16 protein-coding genes are annotated in these 16,969 nt (G+C 71.8%); 9 read left to right on the top strand and 7 right to left on the bottom strand.

Annotated features, from left to right (window positions below; all coding sequences use genetic code 11):
- Positions 1 to 42: 42 nt before the first annotated feature.
- On the top strand, positions 43 to 618 hold the full coding sequence (locus IE258_RS00780; protein WP_373309712.1) for a CGNR zinc finger domain-containing protein: 576 nt from the start codon (positions 43 to 45) through the stop codon (positions 616 to 618).
- 29 nt (positions 619 to 647) lie between these two features.
- Here the strand turns inward: IE258_RS00780 and rarD are convergent, their stop codons facing one another.
- The 7 genes from rarD to IE258_RS00815 form a co-directional block, all read right to left on the bottom strand.
- The gene (gene rarD / locus IE258_RS00785; protein ID WP_189737632.1) at positions 648 to 1,703 is read right to left on the bottom strand and encodes an EamA family transporter RarD; all 1,056 of its coding nucleotides are present in this window, start codon (positions 1,701 to 1,703) and stop codon (positions 648 to 650) included.
- 136 nt (positions 1,704 to 1,839) lie between these two features.
- Positions 1,840 to 2,694, bottom strand: coding sequence for an SDR family oxidoreductase (locus IE258_RS00790; protein ID WP_189737635.1), 855 nt, complete (start codon positions 2,692 to 2,694; stop codon positions 1,840 to 1,842).
- Between the two features lie 158 nt (positions 2,695 to 2,852).
- On the bottom strand, positions 2,853 to 3,911 hold the full coding sequence (locus IE258_RS00795) for a 2-oxoacid:ferredoxin oxidoreductase subunit beta (RefSeq protein WP_189737638.1): 1,059 nt from the start codon (positions 3,909 to 3,911) through the stop codon (positions 2,853 to 2,855).
- A complete protein-coding gene (locus IE258_RS00800; RefSeq protein WP_189737641.1) occupies positions 3,904 to 5,841 on the bottom strand; it encodes a 2-oxoacid:acceptor oxidoreductase subunit alpha in 1,938 nt (645 codons plus the stop codon). Before IE258_RS00800 ends, IE258_RS00795 begins: the two co-directional genes overlap by 8 nt.
- A gap of 271 nt (positions 5,842 to 6,112) precedes the next feature.
- Positions 6,113 to 6,772 carry a response regulator transcription factor gene (locus IE258_RS00805; RefSeq protein WP_308434125.1) on the bottom strand — a complete coding sequence of 220 codons (660 nt, stop codon included), beginning with the start codon at positions 6,770 to 6,772 and terminating at the stop codon, positions 6,113 to 6,115.
- A 238-nt stretch (positions 6,773 to 7,010) separates the two neighbouring features.
- On the bottom strand, positions 7,011 to 8,378 hold the full coding sequence (locus IE258_RS00810) for a sensor histidine kinase (RefSeq protein WP_189737647.1): 1,368 nt from the start codon (positions 8,376 to 8,378) through the stop codon (positions 7,011 to 7,013).
- A gap of 123 nt (positions 8,379 to 8,501) precedes the next feature.
- Positions 8,502 to 9,728, bottom strand: coding sequence for a sensor histidine kinase (locus tag IE258_RS00815; RefSeq protein WP_189737650.1), 1,227 nt, complete (start codon positions 9,726 to 9,728; stop codon positions 8,502 to 8,504).
- Positions 9,729 to 9,924: 196 nt separating this feature from the next.
- Between IE258_RS00815 and IE258_RS00820 the strand changes: the two genes are divergently transcribed.
- The 8 genes from IE258_RS00820 to IE258_RS00855 are packed head-to-tail and all read left to right on the top strand — an operon-like array spanning position 9,925 to position 16,967.
- The gene (locus tag IE258_RS00820) at positions 9,925 to 10,365 is read left to right on the top strand and encodes an NADH-quinone oxidoreductase subunit A (RefSeq protein ID WP_059299971.1); all 441 of its coding nucleotides are present in this window, start codon (positions 9,925 to 9,927) and stop codon (positions 10,363 to 10,365) included.
- A complete protein-coding gene (locus tag IE258_RS00825; protein ID WP_189737653.1) occupies positions 10,356 to 10,976 on the top strand; it encodes an NADH-quinone oxidoreductase subunit B in 621 nt (206 codons plus the stop codon). Before IE258_RS00820 ends, IE258_RS00825 begins: the two co-directional genes overlap by 10 nt.
- Entirely contained in the window at positions 10,973 to 12,367 is a 1,395-nt protein-coding gene (locus IE258_RS00830) for an NADH-quinone oxidoreductase subunit C (RefSeq protein ID WP_189737656.1), read from the top strand. The genes IE258_RS00825 and IE258_RS00830 overlap by 4 nt, the downstream gene beginning before the upstream one ends.
- The gene (locus IE258_RS00835; protein WP_189737659.1) at positions 12,364 to 13,332 is read left to right on the top strand and encodes a complex I subunit 1/NuoH family protein; all 969 of its coding nucleotides are present in this window, start codon (positions 12,364 to 12,366) and stop codon (positions 13,330 to 13,332) included. The genes IE258_RS00830 and IE258_RS00835 overlap by 4 nt, the downstream gene beginning before the upstream one ends.
- Positions 13,332 to 13,919, top strand: a complete 588-nt coding sequence (locus tag IE258_RS00840; protein ID WP_189737661.1) for a NuoI/complex I 23 kDa subunit family protein — start codon at positions 13,332 to 13,334, stop codon at positions 13,917 to 13,919. Before IE258_RS00835 ends, IE258_RS00840 begins: the two co-directional genes overlap by 1 nt.
- Positions 13,916 to 14,584, top strand: coding sequence for an NADH-quinone oxidoreductase subunit J family protein (locus IE258_RS00845; RefSeq protein WP_189737664.1), 669 nt, complete (start codon positions 13,916 to 13,918; stop codon positions 14,582 to 14,584). The genes IE258_RS00840 and IE258_RS00845 overlap by 4 nt, the downstream gene beginning before the upstream one ends.
- Positions 14,584 to 14,976: an NADH-quinone oxidoreductase subunit NuoK gene (gene nuoK / locus IE258_RS00850; RefSeq protein WP_127892010.1), complete on the top strand. Its 393-nt coding sequence runs from the start codon at positions 14,584 to 14,586 to the stop codon at positions 14,974 to 14,976. The genes IE258_RS00845 and nuoK overlap by 1 nt, the downstream gene beginning before the upstream one ends.
- On the top strand, positions 14,973 to 16,967 hold the full coding sequence (locus IE258_RS00855; RefSeq protein WP_189737667.1) for an NADH-quinone oxidoreductase subunit 5 family protein: 1,995 nt from the start codon (positions 14,973 to 14,975) through the stop codon (positions 16,965 to 16,967). The genes nuoK and IE258_RS00855 overlap by 4 nt, the downstream gene beginning before the upstream one ends.
- Positions 16,968 to 16,969 lie beyond the last annotated feature (2 nt).

The raw sequence follows: 16,969 nt of genomic DNA on the forward strand, positions 1-16,969 counted from the left end.
GAATCGCCGAAGCCGGTCCCGGGCCGCCCTCCCGGACTGACGCTGGTGTCGTCCCAGGGGAAGGCGTACCGCTTCGACCCGGGCGCGCTCTGCCTCGAACTGCTGACGACGGGAGGGCCGGGCGACTTCGCGCACTGGGAGGTGCTGCACGAGCCCGCAGATCTGGTGACCTGGGTCGACCGCAGCCGGCTGCCGGGCGGGCTCGACCTGTCGGTGGACCGGACGGACGTGGCACGGGCCAGGGCCCTGCGCGACGCCCTCTTCCTCCTCGCCGCCGACCGCGCCCACGGCAGGCCGCTCCGCCCCGCCCACCTGGACGTCGTCAACGCCGCCGCGGCCGTGCCCCCGCTCGCCACCCGCCTCGAACCGGACGGCAGGCGCGCTTGGGCTCCGGGTGCCACCGGACCCGGGCTGCTGTCGACGGTGGCGCGCGACGCGATCGAGCTGTTCACCGGCCCCTACGCGGACCGCATCCGCGAGTGCGGCGCGCACAACTGCTTCCTGCTGTTCGTCGACACCTCACGCCCCGGACGCCGCCGCTGGTGCGCGATGGAACACTGCGGCAACCGGGAGAAGGTCCGTGCCCACCGCGCCCGGCAGACACCGGACGAGCGCTGACCCGGCCGGCGCTCAGGCGGTGGGTGCCGTTACGGCTGCCCCGCCCCGGCGCCCTGCTGCTGCCGGGGCGCGTCGCCGGAACCCGGCTCCGGAGTCCCGGAGGCCACGACCCCCGGCTTGCGCGGAGCGGTTTCCCCCTTGACCGGCGGCACGCCCGCGCCCGCCCGGTCCAACTGCTCCCGCAGTGCTCGCGCGCTCCGGTGGGCCGTGCGCAACGCGTCCCAGGTGAGCAGCGTCAGCGCCAGCCAGACCAGCCCGAAGCCCGCCCAGCGCTCGGGCGGCATGGCCTCGCCGAAGTAGAGGACGCCGAGCAGGAACTGGAAGACCGGCGCCAGGTACTGCAGCAGCCCCAGCGTGGACAGCGGCACGCGGATCGCCGCCGCGCCGAAGCAGACCAGCGGGATCGCCGTGACGATGCCGGTCGCGGCGAGCAGGGCCGAGTGTCCGAGGCCCTCGGTGGTGAAGGTCGAATCGCCCTGGGTGCCCAGCCACAGCAGATAGCCGAGCGCCGGCAGGAACTGGATCGCCGTCTCCGCGGCCAGCGACTCGACGCCACCGAGGTTGACCTTCTTCTTCACCAGTCCGTACGTGGCGAAGGAGAAGGCCAGGCACAGCGAGATCCACGGCGGCTGGCCGTAGCCGATGGCGAGAACCAGCACGGCCGCGAAGCCGGTGCCGACCGCCGCCCACTGCGCGGGCCGCAGCCGCTCCTTGAGCAGCAGCACACCCATCGCGATGGTGACCAGCGGGTTGATGAAGTACCCGAGCGAGGCCTCGACGACGTGGCCGCTGTTCACGGCCCAGATGTAGACGCCCCAGTTGATGGTGATGACCGCCGCGGCGACGGTGACCAGGGCGAGTCTGCGCGGCTGCCGCAGCAGCTCACCGGCCCAGGCCCAGCGCCGTACGAAGAGCAGGGCGACCGCGACGAAGGCGAGGGACCACACCATCCGGTGGGCGAGGATCTCCCCGGCCCCGGCGGGCTTGAGCAGCGGCCAGAACAGGGGGACGAGGCCCCACATCCCGTATGCCGCGAAGCCGTTCAGCAGGCCTATGCGCTGATCACTCCTGGACGACCCGGCCACGGGCACCTCCTTCTCGCACACGGCATGCCGGGGACGGGGAGGCATGCCAGGACGAAGGTAGCGCTGCACCCGCCCGCCTGTCATGCCCGTATCGCCATACGGTCATGACAGGCGAGGTGTGCGAGGAGAGCGGAGGTCAGCCCTTGAGTGCGGTGGCGACGGCCTCCGCGAGCGGCGTCGTCGGGCGGCCGGCCAGCCGGGACAGGTCGCCGGTGGAGACGACCAGCTCGCCCTTGGCGATGGCGGCGTCCACGCCCGCGAAGACGTCCGCGAGCGGTCCGGGCACCCCGGCGCCGGTCAGGATGGCGGTGTAGTCCTCGACGGAGACGGGGTTGTAGGCGATCTCCCTGCCCGTCTGCCGGCTCAGCTCGGCGGCGTACTCGGCGAAGCCCCACGCCTCGTCGCCGCCCAGCTCGTACGCCGTGTTCTCGTGGCCCTCACCGGTCAGTACGGCGACGGCGGCGGCCGCGTAGTCGGCGCGGGAGGCGGACGAGATCCGGCCCTCGCCGGCCGCCTGCACGACGGCGCCGTGCTCCAGGACCGGGGCGAGCTGCTCGGTGTAGTTCTCGTGGTACCAGCCGTTGCGCAGCAGCACGTACGGCACGCCCGAGCCGACCAGCACCTCCTCGGTGGCCCGGTGGTCGTCGGCGAGCGCGGCCTTCAGGCTGCTGGGGGCGCTGGTGTAGGCGAGCAGCGCGACACCGGCCTTCTTCGCCGCGTCGATGACGATCGTGTGCTGCCGCACGCGGCCCTTGTCGAACTCGTTGCCGGAGATCAGCAGGACACGGTCGCCGGCCGCGAACAGGTCGTCGAAGGTCTCGGGCGAGTTGTAGTCGGCGACCGCGAGCCGTACGCCCCGGGCGGCCAGGTCGGCGGCCTTGTCGCGGTCCCGGACGACGGCGGTGACCTGGTCGGCCGGCACCTTCTCCAGCAGTTGCCGCACGACGTGGCGGCCGAGGTGTCCGGTGGCTCCGGTGACGACGATGCTCATGGCTTCAGTGCTCCTAGTGGGGGTGCGTTGTTACTAACCCTAGGAGCTGCGCTATCTGAAGGAAAGTGCCCACTTCAAAGTAAGGTACGCACTTGTGGGTAAGGAAAGGGCCCGGACGATCCCCGTCCGGGCCCTCGTGTGCCGTGCACGGCGGCCGGTCAGCCGACGACCGTCCAGGTGTCGTTGCCGGCGAGCAGTGCGGCCAGGTCGCCCTTGCCGTGCTGCTCGACGGCGGTGTCCAGCTGGTCGGACATCAGCGTGTCGTAGACCGGCCGCTCGACGGAGCGCAGTACGCCGATCGGTGTGTGGTGCAGGGTGTCGGGATCGGCGAGGCGCGAGAGCGCGAACGCCGTGGTCGGGGACGTCGCGTGGGCGTCGTGGACCAGGATGTCCGCCTCGTTGTCCGCGGTGACGGTGACGACCTCCAGGTCACCGGTGCGCGGGTCGCGTACGACGCCCTTGGCGCCGTCGGCACCGAAACGGATCGGCTGCCCGTGCTCCAGGCGGATCACCGCCTCCTCGGCCTGCTCCCGGTCCTTGAGGGCGTCGAAGGCGCCGTCGTTGAAGATGTTGCAGTTCTGGTAGATCTCGATCAGGGCGGTGCCGGGGTGCTCGGCGGCCTGCCGCAGGACCTCGGTGAGGTGCTTGCGGTCGGAGTCGACGGTCCGGGCGACGAAGGACGCCTCCGCGCCGAGGGCGAGGGAGACCGGGTTGAAGGGCGCGTCCAGGGAGCCCATCGGGGTCGACTTGGTGATCTTCCCGACCTCGGAGGTCGGCGAGTACTGCCCCTTGGTCAGGCCGTAGATCCGGTTGTTGAACAGCAGGATCTTGAGGTTGACGTTGCGGCGCAGGGCGTGGATGAGGTGGTTGCCGCCGATGGAGAGGGCGTCGCCGTCGCCGGTGACGACCCACACGGACAGGTCGCGGCGGGAGGCGGCGAGGCCGGTGGCGATCGCGGGGGCGCGGCCGTGGATGGAGTGCATCCCGTAGGTGTTCATGTAGTACGGGAAGCGGGAGGAGCAGCCGATGCCGGAGACGAAGACGATGTTCTCCTTCGCCAGGCCGAGCTGCGGCATGAAGCCCTGCACGGCGGCGAGGATGGCGTAGTCGCCGCAGCCGGGGCACCAGCGCACTTCCTGGTCCGACTTGAAGTCCTTCATGGACTGCTTGCCCTCGGCCTTCGGCACGAGCTGGAGCAGTGCGTTGCCGTCAGCCATCGATGGCCTCCTTCAGGACCGTGGCGAGCTGTTCCGCCTTGAACGGCATGCCGTTGACCTGGTTGTACGACTGGGCGTCGACCAGGTACTTCGCCCGGATCAGGGTGGCGAGCTGGCCGAGGTTCATCTCCGGGACCACCACCTTGTCGTAGCGGCCCAGGATGTCGCCGAGGTTGGCCGGGAAGGGGTTGAGGTGGCGCAGGTGGGCCTGGGCGACCCGGCCGCCCTCCTTGCGGATCCGCCGCACGGCGGCGGTGATCGGCCCGTACGTCGAGCCCCAGCCCAGCACCAGCGTCCGCGCGCCGTCCGGGTCGTCGACGTCCAGGTCGGGGACCTCGATGCCGTCGACCTTGGCCTGACGGGTGCGGACCATGAAGTCGTGGTTGGCCGGGTCGTAGGAGATGTTCCCGGTGCCGTCCTGCTTCTCGATGCCGCCGATCCGGTGTTCCAGACCCGGCGTGCCCGGCACCGCCCACGGGCGGGCCAGGGTGTGCGGATCGCGCTGGTAGGGCCAGAACACCTCGGTGCCGTCGTCCAGCGTGTGGTTCGGGCCCTGCGCGAACCGCACCGCCAGGTCGGGCAGTTCGTCCGGCTCGGGGATCCGCCAGGGTTCGGAGCCGTTGGCCAGGTAGCCGTCGGACAGCAGGAACACCGGAGTCCGGTACGTCACCGCGATCCGCGCCGCCTCCAGAGCGGCCTCGAAGCAGTCGGCCGGGGTGCGCGGGGCGACCACCGGGACCGGCGCCTCGCCGTTGCGCCCGTACATCGCCTGCAGCAGGTCGGCCTGCTCCGTCTTGGTCGGCAGACCCGTCGACGGGCCGCCCCGCTGGATGTCCACCACCAGCAGCGGCAGCTCCAACGACACCGCCAGCCCGATCGTCTCGCTCTTGAGCGCCACCCCCGGACCCGACGTCGTCGTCACCGCCAGCGACCCGCCGAAGGCAGCACCCAGCGCCGCACCGATCCCCGCGATCTCGTCCTCCGCCTGGAAGGTGCGCACGCCGAAGTTCTTGTGCCGGGACAGCTCGTGCAGGATGTCGGAGGCCGGGGTGATCGGGTACGAGCCCAGGAACAGCGGCAGGTCCGTCTGCCGGGACGCGGCGATCAGGCCGTAGGCCAGCGCCAGGTTCCCGGAGATGTTGCGGTAGGTGCCGGGCGGGAACGCCGCCGCCGCCGGCGCCACCTCGTAGGAGACGGCGAAGTCCTCCGTGGTCTCCCCGAAGTTCCAGCCCGCGCGGTAGGCCGCGATGTTGGCGGCGGCGATCTCCGGCTTCTTCGCGAACTTCGACCGCAGGAACTTCTCCGTGCCCTCGGTGGGCCGGTGGTACATCCACGACAGCAGCCCGAGCGCGAACATGTTCTTGCTGCGCTCGGCCTCCTTGCGGCTGAGGTCGAACTCCTTGAGCGCCTCGACGGTCAGCGTCGTCAACGGCACCGGATGCAGGTGGTACCCGTCGAGGGAGCCGTCCTCCAGCGGCGAGGTGTCGTAGCCGACCTTCTGCATCGCCCGCCGGGTGAACTCGTCCGTGTTCACGATGATCTCCGCGCCGCGCGGCAGATCACCCACGTTCGCCTTCAGCGCGGCCGGGTTCATCGCCACCAGCACGTTGGGGGCGTCGCCCGGCGTGAGGATGTCGTGGTCGGCGAAGTGCAGCTGGAAGGAGGAGACGCCCGGCAGGGTGCCGGCGGGTGCCCGGATCTCGGCCGGGAAGTTCGGCAACGTCGACAGATCGTTGCCGAACGACGCCGTCTCCGAGGTGAAACGGTCGCCGGTGAGCTGCATCCCGTCGCCCGAGTCCCCCGCGAACCTGATGATCACTCGGTCCAGCCGGCGGACGTCCTTCGCCCCGACCGGTTTGCGCTGCGCTCCCACGACGGTCTCGTCGGTACCGTCGGCCTGCTCCGCTGGGCTGCTGACCTGGCTGGTCACTTACTGGACCTCCCTAGGGACGGCTGTCCGGGGACTGGTCTCCCACCGACCGTCCCAGGATCAACCCTACGTCCGCGTGCCGTGACTTCCGGTGGACATTCGCATGATGGACACGACTTCGAGACGGCCCACAGCCCTTGAATCCCAGGGCTTTCCCGCCCCCCGGCACCGACGGGGACACACCTCGCCCGTCCTCCGGTTTCTCATTCGTCCGGATGAGCGGCCGCGTTGCCGAGCCCGGCCGGTGCTTCCGAGGCGTGAGCACCTGATGTCAGGAATTGAGATAGGTGAGCACGGCGAGCACCCTGCGGTGATCACCGTCGCTCGGGGACAGGCCCAGCTTCATGAAGATGTTGCTGACGTGCTTCTCGACGGCCCCGTCGCTCACGACGAGCTGCCGGGCGATCGCCGAGTTCGTCCGGCCCTCGGCCATCAGCCCCAGCACCTCCCGCTCACGCGGGGTGAGTCCCGCCAGCACGTCCTGCTTGCGGCTGCGCCCGAGCAACTGCGCGACCACCTCCGGGTCCAGCGCCGTACCGCCCTGCGCCACGCGCACCACCGCGTCCACGAACTCCCGGACCTCGGCCACCCGGTCCTTGAGCAGATAGCCGACGCCCCGGCTGGAACCGGCCAGCAGCTCCGTCGCGTAGCGCTCCTCCACGTACTGGGACAGCACCAGCACACCGAGATCCGGATGCGCCTTGCGCAGCCGCACCGAGGCCCGCACCCCCTCGTCGGTGTGCGTCGGCGGCATCCGCACGTCCGCCACCACGACGTCCGGCAGCTCGCCCTGGGCGTCCAGCTCGGTGATCGTCTTGACCAGCGCCTCACCGTCGCCGACACCGGCCACGACCTCGTGCCCGCGGTCGGTCAGCAACCGGGTCAGCCCCTCTCGGAGCAGCACTGAATCCTCGGCGATGACCACCCGCACCCTGTCCTCCACGATCCTCGGCCCCCCACAGCCCGTGCACCCTCACGGCCCGCGCGGCCCACGCCGCGTCCACGAACCGTCCGTGCGACGGGTCCAGCATCCCAGCATCCGGGGCCGGACGCGCACGGGCAACGGGAAGAGAACGGGAAGTCCCGGGTGTCAGTCCGGCTCCGGCCGCTCGACGGCCGGTTCTCGATCACACCCACGCGGCCACCGGCGGGCCGGATGCCGTGCGGAATCAGCCGGTGACCGGCTCGTTCCGCCACGGCAGCTCCGCCGTGATCCGCGTCGGCCCTCCGGCGGGGGAGTCCACCACGAGGATCCCGTCCACCGCGTCGAGCCGCTCCGCCAGACCGGCCAGCCCGGACCCGGCCGACGTCTGCGCGCCGCCCACACCGTTGTCGACGACCTGGAGCATCAGCCGGTTCTCCACCCGCCACACCTCCACGGCGGCCGACGTGGCCCTCGAGTGCTTGCTGATGTTCTGGAGCAGCTCCGAGACGGTGAAGTAGGCGATGCCCTCGATGGCCGACGCCGGCCGCTCCGCCAGGTCGACCTCCACCCGCACCGGCACGGTGCAGCGGGAGGCGACCGAGGAGAGCGCCGCGTCCAGGCCGCGGTCGGTCAGTACCGCGGGGTGGATGCCCCGAGCCAGGTCCCGCAGCTCCTGGAGAGCCGTCTTCACCTCGCCGTGCGCCTCGTCCACCATGACGGCCGCGGCGCGCGGGTCCTCCTTCAGCTTCTCCTTGGCCAGGCCCAGGTCCATGGCGAGGTTGACCAGGCGGGCCTGTGCCCCGTCGTGCAGGTCGCGCTCGATGCGCCGCAGGTCGGCGGCGGCCGTGTCGACCACGACCCCACGGTCCGACTCCAGCTCCACGACCCGCGTCGCCAGCCGCGACGGTCCGAGCAGCCCGTGCACCATGACCCGGTCCACCATGGTCAGCGCCCGCACCAGCCACGGCGTGGCCAGCGTGAACAGCAGTCCGACCAGCGCGGTCACGGCGATCTCGAAGGGGTTGTCCAGGTAGACCCGGTGCGTCTCGTCGCCGTACAGCTGGAGCCCGTCCTGACCGGCGTACATCGGGAACACCCAGAACCACAGCGGGTACGTCAGCATCGCCCACCCGATCGCCCAGACGGTCAGGGAGACGACGAACGAGAACACGGCCCACGGGAACTGCAGCATCGCGTACAGCAGGCTCCGCCAGGAGACGCCGCTCTTGAGTACGGCTCCCATCCAGCCCATCGCGCCCTGCTTCTTCAGCCGCAGCGGCTCCGGGTCGGACACCCGCAGGCCCAGCAGGACACGCGCCCGCGCCCGCTCCATCGCGCCGAAGCCCCTGCACCCGGCGAGCGCCGCCGCCAGCACCGGCACCCCCAGGAACGTCACCAGCAGGCCCGCCCCCAGCGACACCATCGTCACGGCGTACGTGAAGAGCAGGATGCCGATCGGCAGACCCAGCAGGACATAGCCGAACTCGCGCCAGCTGCGCGCCTCGAACGGTGCCCGCAGTCCCGCCGGCAGCCGGTGGCGCCGTGCTCCGGTGTCCCCGGGGAAGCCGGACCCGCTCCCGAGCCCGTAACCCTGTCCGTATTCCGTGGCCATCGGTGCCGTCCTTCTCCTCGTCGTCTGCGGCTGCGCTGTCGTACCTCCAGCCTCCTCGGCCGGACCGCCACGGCCAATGGAGCCCGTCGGCGTCTGGGGAGGGGGGTTTTCCCTACCTCGTCGCTACCTCCTGGCGACCGAGCCGGCCGTGTCGGCCTCCGTGCGGTCGCGCCACGGCAGCTCGGCCGTGATCGTCGTCGGGCCGCCCTCCGGGGAGTCGACGACGAAGAGACCGTCGACGGCCGACAGCCGGTCGGCGAGGCCCTTCATCCCCGTACCGCCGTCGAGACTCGCGCCCCCGCGGCCGTTGTCCCCCACCTGTATGAGCAGTCGGTCGGACGACCGCCACACCTCCACCGAGGCCGAGCCGGCCCCGCTGTGCTTGCTGACGTTCTGGAGCAGCTCCGAGACCGTGAAGTAGGCGATGCCCTCGATGGCGGCCGCGGGGCGCTCGGCCAGGTCGACGGTCACCCTGACCGGCACGGTGCAGCGGGAGGCGACCGAGGAGAGCGCCGCGTCCAGGCCGCGGTCGGTCAGGACGGCCGGATGGATACCGCGGGCCAGGTCCCGCAACTCCTGCAGGGCGAGCTTCACCTCGCCGTGCGCCTCGTCGACCATGGCCGCCGCCGCGTCGGGATCCTCCAGGAGCTTCTCCTTGGCCAGGCCCAGCCCCATGGCGAGGTTGACCAGGCGGGCCTGTGCCCCGTCGTGCAGGTCGCGCTCGATGCGCCGCAGGTCGGCGGCGGCCGTGTCGACCACGACCCCCCGGTCCGACTCCAGCTCGGCGATCCGCCGCTCCAGCTCGTCGGACGGGGACAGCAGCCCGCGCACCATGGCCCGGTCGACGTTGGCGAGGCCCCGCGCGATGAACGGCAGCACCGGCCACAGCACGAACAACGACGTCAGCGTGACGCAGAAGGTGAGAACGCCCCAGGGGAACCGGATGAACTCGTACAGCACGGTGCGCCAGCCCACCGGGTCCTTCAAGGACATCCACAGCTCTGCGAAGAAGCCGCGCTCGCTCCGCAACGGCAGCGGGCTCGGCTCGTCCACCCGCACGCCCAGCAGCATCCGGGCCCGCGCCCGCTCCAGCCTGCCCAACTGACGCGCGCCCCGCAGGCCGACCGCCAGCAGCGGGAGCCCGATCACCGTGACCGTCAACCCGACGCCGACGGACAGCATCGTCACGACGTAGATGAACCCGAGCAGCGCCGCCGGGAGATTCGCCAGCAGGTGGGCGATCTCCTTCCAGGTGTGCCGGTCATAGGCGAAACGGGCCGGCGGGAGGTGGTCGCCGGCCGCTGCGCCGGTGGTCCCGGCGAGGCTGGAGGTCGAGAGGCGTTCGGTCATACCCGTCAGCGTGCCGTGCGGTGCGGCGCCGCGCCATGAGGCGGACCGCCGGGGACGCACTGAGGAAAACCCCACCCCCGCGCTCCGAGGTGCGACGGGCTGCTTACCGTCTCTTTATCAGGCTCTAGACTCCCGTGCGTACAGATCGTCGAACAGCGGCGTTCGCGACGTCCACGACAGGGAGCGAGGGGCGCACGTGCCGGAACCGACCGTCGGCGACGCGACCGCCGGCGCCGTGACCACCGCCGATGCGACCGTGGGGCTCGCCGCCGACTACTTCCAGTCCTACTCGGTCGTCGGCCTGCTCGCCGTCGTGGGGGTGCTCTTCGTCGCCGTGGCCTTCGGCGCCGGACGCCTGCTGCGACCGGTGGTCCCGACGCCCGAGAAGCTGCTCACCTACGAATGCGGCGTCGACCCCGTGGGTGAGGGCTGGGCACACACCCAGGTCCGCTACTACGTCTACGCGTTCCTCTACGTCATCTTCGCGGTCGACTCGATCTTCCTCTTCCCCTGGGCCACGGTCTTCGCCGACCCTGGTTACGGGGCCACGACCCTCGTGGAGATGTTCATCTTCCTCGGTTTCCTGGCCGTGGGTCTGTTGTACGCATACAAGAAGGGCGTCCTGTCGTGGACGTGAACCCCGGCGCACCCGCCGACCCCGCACCCGTACCGCTCCCCGAGCCCAAGAGGCTGGGCACGCTCGCACGCCTCGCCCCGGAGCCGATGAAGGTCGTCCTGAACTGGGGCCGCCGCTACTCGCTCTGGGTCTTCAACTTCGGCCTCGCCTGCTGCGCCATCGAGTTCATCGCCGCGTCGATGGCCCGCCACGACTTCATCCGGCTCGGTGTGATCCCGTTCGCGCCCGGCCCCCGCCAGGCCGACCTGATGGTCGTCTCGGGCACGGTGACCGACAAGATGGCGCCGGCCGTCAAGCGCCTGTACGAGCAGATGCCCGAGCCGAAGTACGTCATCTCCTTCGGCGCCTGCTCCAACTGCGGCGGCCCCTACTGGGACTCCTACTCCGTGACGAAGGGCGTCGACCAGATCATCCCCGTCGACGTCTACGTCCCCGGCTGCCCGCCGCGTCCCGAGGCGCTGTTGCAGGGCATCCTCAAGCTCCAGGAGAAGATCGCGCGGGAGTCGCTGGGGGAGCGGTACGGCACCACGTCCCGGCCGTCGACGGCCGCGCTGCGCAGCGGCCTGGTACGGCCTCCGGCCCCGGCCTCCGACAGCGGGGAGGGCCGATGACCGCGGTCGGCTGGCTGCCCGCGGACGCCGCGGAACTCTTCGGTCCGGACGCCACGGCAGCGGAGTCGTACGAGCTGCTGACCGTCGACGTGCCGCCCGCCTCCTGGATCACCGCCCTGGAGACGGCGCGCGACCGGCTCGGCTGCACCTACTTCGACTGGCTGAGCGCGGTCGACGAGCCCGGCACCGGCTTCCGCGTCGCGGCACACGTCGTGGCGCTGGGACCGGTCCGCAGGCTGCTGCTGCGCACCACCGTCCCGCACGAGGCCCCGGTCCTGCCCACCGCCGTCGCGGTGTACGCGGGCGCGGCCTGGCACGAGCGCGAGACCCACGAGATGTTCGGTGTCGCCTTCGCGGACCACCCGGCGCTGGACCACCTGCTCCTGCCGGAGGGCTTCGAGGGCCACCCGCTGCGCAAGGACTTCGTCCTCGCCGCCCGCGTCGCCAAGGCCTGGCCCGGGGCCAAGGAGCCGGGCGAGTCCGACCACGGCGGCCCCCGTCGCCGCCAGATGCTGCCGCCGGGCGTCCCCGATCCCAACGAGTGGGGCCCGCTGAAGGGTCAGCTCCCGCCCGCCCCCGCGCGCCCGGCACGAGGCGCGGGGCGCGCGGCCGGGGAGCGTCCGGTCCGCGGGGCGGGCGAACGCCCCGCCCGCCGGACCCGTACGGCCGCCGAGGGCTCCGTCGGCCAGACCGCTCCCGACGCCGGGACCCCGGCCGCACCGCGCCGCTCCCGCACGGCGGCGGAGGGCTCGGCCGGTCAGACCTCCCCGGCCGGCGAACCGGCGGCCGCACCGGCACCGCGCCGGTCACGCAGCGCGAGCCAGGGCTCCGCCTCCCAGCGAGCCGCCGCCCCGCCGGACGGGCCCACCTCCGATACGGCCACCGGACAGCAGGGCGACGCGGGCGCGGTGAGCCCCCGGCGGACCCGGAGCGCGTCGCAGGGCTCGGCGAGCCGGCGGGAGGGGGAGGCCCCCGACGCCGGGCAGCCGGACGAGGCGGCTGCTGGCGGCGTCGGCCCCCGGGGCGGCACCCGCACCGGCAACGCGCCCTCGCCCACCGGGGAACCGGCGCCGAAGCCGACGCCCACCGAGGGACCGACACCGCAGCCGACGCCCTCGGCGCCACGCAGTCCGGACGCCCCGTGGCATCACGCCCGACCGGCGTTCGACGAGCCCACCGCCGCCACGACCGCCGCCGCCGCGGGGGAGTCGGGGGTCTCCGACGAGTCGCCGGATGTTCCCGAAGAGTCCGAGGCTTCCCACGAGTCACCGTCGGTTCCCGAAGAGTCCGAGGCTTCCCAAGAGTCACCGGACGCTCCCCGGGAGTCCGGCGCTCCCGACGACACCGACACCCCGCCCGATCCGCCCAACTCGCCAGGAGGCCCGCAGTGAACGACGCGCTCGACGTCACCCTGCGCCTCCTGGTCGTCTTCGTCGTCTTCCTCGCGTTCCCCCTGATCGTCGGCCAGACCGAGCACAAGGTGATGGCCCACATGCAGGGCCGACTGGGCCCGATGTACGCGGGTGGCTTCCACGGCTGGGCCCAGCTCGTCGCGGACGGCGTGAAGTTCGCGCAGAAGGAGGACGTGGTGCCCGCCGACGCGGACCGCCGCATCTTCCAGCTCGCCCCGGCCGTGGCCCTGCTGCCGTACCTCCTGGTCCTCCTGGCCATACCGGTCGGGCCCGGAGAGGGCACGGTCGGTCAGGTCGTCGACGCGGGCGTCTTCTTCGTCCTCGCCGTGATGGGCGTGGGCGTCCTCGGCTCGCTCATGGCGGGCTGGTCCTCGGCCAACAAGTTCTCCCTCCTCGGCGGTCTGCGTACCGCCGCCCAACTCCTCGCGTACGAACTCCCGATGCTGCTGACCGCGGCCTCCGTCGCCATGGCCGCCGGCACGGTCTCCCTCGTCGGCATCCTCGACGCCTTCGAGTGGTGGTGGCTGCCCTGGCAGATCGTCGGCGCGATCGTCTTCTTCGTCGCCGGGCTGGCCGAACTGCAACGGCCCCCGTTCGACATGCCGGTCGCGGACTCGGAGATCATCTTCGGCGCCTACACCGAGTACACCGGCCTGCGCTTCGCCCTGTTCCTCCTCGCCGAGTACGCCGGAATCGTCGTCCTGTGCGGTCTGACCACCGTCCTCTTCCTGGGTGGCTGGCACGGCCCCTGGGGCGCCGACGGCCTCGGCTGGGTGTGGACCCTGCTCAAGGCGGCCGTCCTCGCCTTCGTCGTGATCTGGCTGCGCGTCACCTACCCGCGGCTGCGCGAGGACCAGCTCCAGAAACTGTCCTGGACGCTCCTCGTCCCCCTCTCCCTCGCCCAGATCGCCCTCACCGGCGTCGTCAAGGTGGTGATCGCGTAATGGCCCCCGTCCCCGGCAGCGGCCTGGCCAAGGGCCTGGCCGTCACCCTGCGCACGATGACGCGGAAGACCGTCACCGAGCAGTACCCGGACGCCCAGCCCGAACTGCCGCCCCGTACCCGCGGCGTGATCGGCCTGTTCGAGGAGAACTGCACGGTCTGCATGCTGTGCGCCCGCGAGTGCCCCGACTGGTGCATCTACATCGACTCCCACAAGGAGACGGTCCCCGCGGCCACCCCCGGCGGGCGCTACCGCAGCCGCAACGTCCTCGACCGCTTCGCCATCGACTTCGCCCTGTGCATGTACTGCGGTATCTGCATCGAGGTCTGTCCTTTCGACGCCCTGTTCTGGTCCCCGGAGTTCGAATACGCCGAGACCGACATCCGCGACCTCACCCATGAGCGGGACAAGCTCCGTGAGTGGATGTGGACCGTGCCGGCCCCGCCCGCACTCGACCCCGGCGCGGAGGAGCCCAAGGAACTCGCCGCCGCCCGCAAGGCCGCCGACAAGCTGGCCGCACAGCAACAGCAACAGCAGCAGCAACAGCAGCAGCGGACGGACCGGCCAGGACAGGAGGACCCGTCGTGATCCTCGCCGCCGGATCCCACGGCTTCCTGTCCCCGACCGGCGTGGAGATCGCCTTCCTCCTCGTCGGCCTGGTCACCCTCGGAGCCGCCGTCCTCACCGTCACCACTCGCCAGCTCGTCCACGCCGCCCTGTGGCTCGTGGTGGCCCTGGGCGGCCTCGCCGTCGAATACCTGCTGCTCACCGCCGAGTTCATCGCCTGGGTCCAAGTCCTCATCTACGTCGGTGCCGTCGTCGTCCTCATCCTGTTCGGACTGATGCTCACCAGGGCGCCCATCGGCCGCTCCCCGGACGCGGACTCGGGCAACCGCTGGGCCGCGCTCACCGTGGCCGTGGCCTCCGCCGTGGCCCTGGTGTGGGTCGTCGTCGACGCCTTCCGCACCACCTGGATCGACCTGGACGGCCCGGCCGCCGGCTCCACCGCCGTCACCGGAGCGAGCCTGTTCCAGAACTGGGTCCTCCCCTTCGAAGCGCTCTCGGTCCTCCTCCTCGCCGCCCTGGTCGGCGCCATCGTCCTGTCCCGCAAGGCCAGGTCGACCGGCGCGGGCGAAGCGTCCCCGGCCGTAGCCCCGCAGGCAGGAACCTCCCAGGCAGGGACCCCTCAGGCAGGAGCCCCTCAGGCAGGGACCTCTCAGGCCGGCCCTTCCCGGACGGACGGTGTCCGCTGATGCACCTCGCCTATCCCGCCGTCCTCTCCGCCCTCCTCTTCTGTACGGGCCTCTACGGCGTCCTCGCCCGCCGCAACGCGATCCTGGTCCTGATGTCGGTCGAGCTGATGCTCAACGCCGTCAACCTCAACCTGGTCGCCTTCGACGTCTGGCTCAGCAGGGCCGCCGAGGAGACCCTGCACTCCGGGCAGGCCCTGACCCTGTTCACCATCGCCATCGCGGCCGCCGAGATCGGCATCGGCCTGGCGATCGTCCTCGCCGTCCACCGCAACCGCGGCACCTCGGACATCGACAAGCTCCGCGACACCGCCGAGGGCCACGAGCCGGACGGATCCGACACCGACACCCCCGCGACCGGGACGGCCGCCGAGAAGGCCGAGGCCACCGCGTGACCACAACCACCCTCGCCGTACTCGTCCCCCTCCTTCCCTTCCTCGGGGCAGCCGCCGGTCTCCTGCTGGGCCGGTCGGCGCCCGGGTTCGTCCGTCCCCTCGCCGTCCTGCCGACGCTGGCGTCCCTCGTCCTCGCGGTACTCGTGGCGGCCCGGCAGGGCGGCGGCCGGGCCGTCGACGCCGTCACGGAGCTGACGCCCACCGGTTCGGTCCCGGTCGAACTCGCCCTGCACATCGACGGTTTCGCCGCGCTCGTCGCCATCCTGGTCGGCACCGTCGCCACCTGCGTGCAGATCTACTCGACGGGCTACCTGCGCGACGACCCGCGCTACGCCTCCTACGCCGCTCTCGTCTCCCTGTTCACCTCCGCCATGTTCCTCGTCGTCTACTCGGGCGACCTGATGGTGCTGCTGGTCGGCTGGGAAGTCATGGGCATCTGCTCGTACTTCCTGGTCGGCCACTACTGGGAGACCCCGGAGGCACGCGCCGCCTCCCTCAAGGCGTTCCTGGTGACCAAGCTCGGCGACGTCCCCTTCCTGATCGGTCTGCTGGCGCTGGCGACCGAGGCCGGCTCCTTCCGCATCACCCGGATCCTCGGCGCGGTGGCCGACGGATCGCTCGACCACCCGACGGTGATCGCCCTGCTGCTCCTGGCCGGTGTGGCGGGCAAGTCGGCGCAGTTCCCCCTGCACACCTGGCTCCCCGACGCGATGGCGGGCCCGACCCCCGTCTCCGCGCTCATCCACGCCGCGACGATGGTCGCCGCCGGTGTGTACTTCGTCGCCCGGCTCCTTCCGCTCTTCGAGGCATCACGGGCCGCGATGGTCGTCCTCGCCGTCATGGCCGCCGTCACGATGGTCGGCTCGGCGCTCGCCGCGCTAGCCCAGGACGACATCAAACGCGTCCTGGCCTACTCGACGATCGGACAGCTCGGCTACATGACCGGCGCCCTCGCCACCGGCGACCGGGGTGCCGCCGTCTTCCACCTCCTGTCCCACGGCGCCTTCAAGGCGCTCCTGTTCCTCGCCGCCGGCGTGATCATCCACGCCGCCGGCACCAACTCGCTGGCCGCCATGTCCCGCATGCGGGGCCTGCGCGACCGGGTCCCGGACGCCTACTGGACGATGACCGTGGCCCTGCTCGCGCTCGCCGCGATCCCGCCCTTCAGCGGCTTCTTCTCCAAGGAGTCCGTACTCGGCGCCGCGGAGCACGTCGCCACCGGCCACACCGAGCACGCGCCCGGCGCCGCGGGCTGGACCGTGCTCGTCGCCGCCCTGATCACGGCCCTGCTCACCGCCGCCTACGCCACCCGCCTGTGGCTGCTGGCCTTCCGCGGCCGAGGCGCCGAGGCCCCCGACCACGGCAGACAGCCGGTGGTCATGAACGCCGTGCTCTGGGTACTCGCCCTCCCCTCACTCGCCCTGGGCGGACTCGCCTTCCGGCTGCTGCCCGACTGGTTCGACGGCCACGACCTCACCCCGACCCTCACCACCTCCGTGCTGGGCACGGGAGTGGCGCTGGTGGGCGGCATCGTCACCTACGCCGCCTGGCGGCACACCTCGGCGCTCGCCGACCGCACCCCGCTGGGCGCCGTCGCGGCCCACCCCGAGGGCGACGCCGCCCTGGTGGAGGCCGAGGCCATCGCTGCCCACCGGCCCGCCTACGGAGACCTCGCCTCCGCGCCCGACCCCTCGGACCCCGGACGCCTCCTGCTGGGCCCGCTGCACCGGCACGCGGCCGTCGGCTTCCATCTGGACGCGGTGTACACGACCCTCTTCGTCCGCCCGGTTCGGGCGGGGGCAAGCCTCGTCCGTTTCCTCGACCGCGAGGTCGTCGACACCTACGTACGTGCGGCGGGCGCGCTGCCCCGCCTGCTCGGGGCCGCCGTACGGCGGTCCCAGACCGGCAATGTGCAGACCTATGTGAGCGCGCTGCTCGCCGGCACCGTCGTCCTCGCGGTCGCCGCCGTCCTCGTCGCCACGGGAGCGTGAGC

Source organism: Streptomyces tendae (assembly GCF_014650435.1).
Taxonomy (GTDB): domain Bacteria; phylum Actinomycetota; class Actinomycetes; order Streptomycetales; family Streptomycetaceae; genus Streptomyces; species Streptomyces tendae.

Excerpts from the sequence above, each read along its gene's own strand:
- nuoK (WP_127892010.1), top strand. The coding sequence starts at position 14,584 with ATGCACCTCGCCTATCCCGCCGTCCTCTCCGCCCTCCTCTTCTGTACG.
- IE258_RS00810 (WP_189737647.1), bottom strand. The coding sequence starts at position 8,378 with ATGGCCACGGAATACGGACAGGGTTACGGGCTCGGGAGCGGGTCCGGC.
- IE258_RS00830 (WP_189737656.1), top strand. The coding sequence starts at position 10,973 with ATGACCGCGGTCGGCTGGCTGCCCGCGGACGCCGCGGAACTCTTCGGT.
- IE258_RS00790 (WP_189737635.1), bottom strand. The coding sequence starts at position 2,694 with ATGAGCATCGTCGTCACCGGAGCCACCGGACACCTCGGCCGCCACGTC.
- IE258_RS00840 (WP_189737661.1), top strand. The coding sequence starts at position 13,332 with ATGGCCCCCGTCCCCGGCAGCGGCCTGGCCAAGGGCCTGGCCGTCACC.
- IE258_RS00795 (WP_189737638.1), bottom strand. The coding sequence starts at position 3,911 with ATGGCTGACGGCAACGCACTGCTCCAGCTCGTGCCGAAGGCCGAGGGC.
- IE258_RS00815 (WP_189737650.1), bottom strand. The coding sequence starts at position 9,728 with ATGACCGAACGCCTCTCGACCTCCAGCCTCGCCGGGACCACCGGCGCA.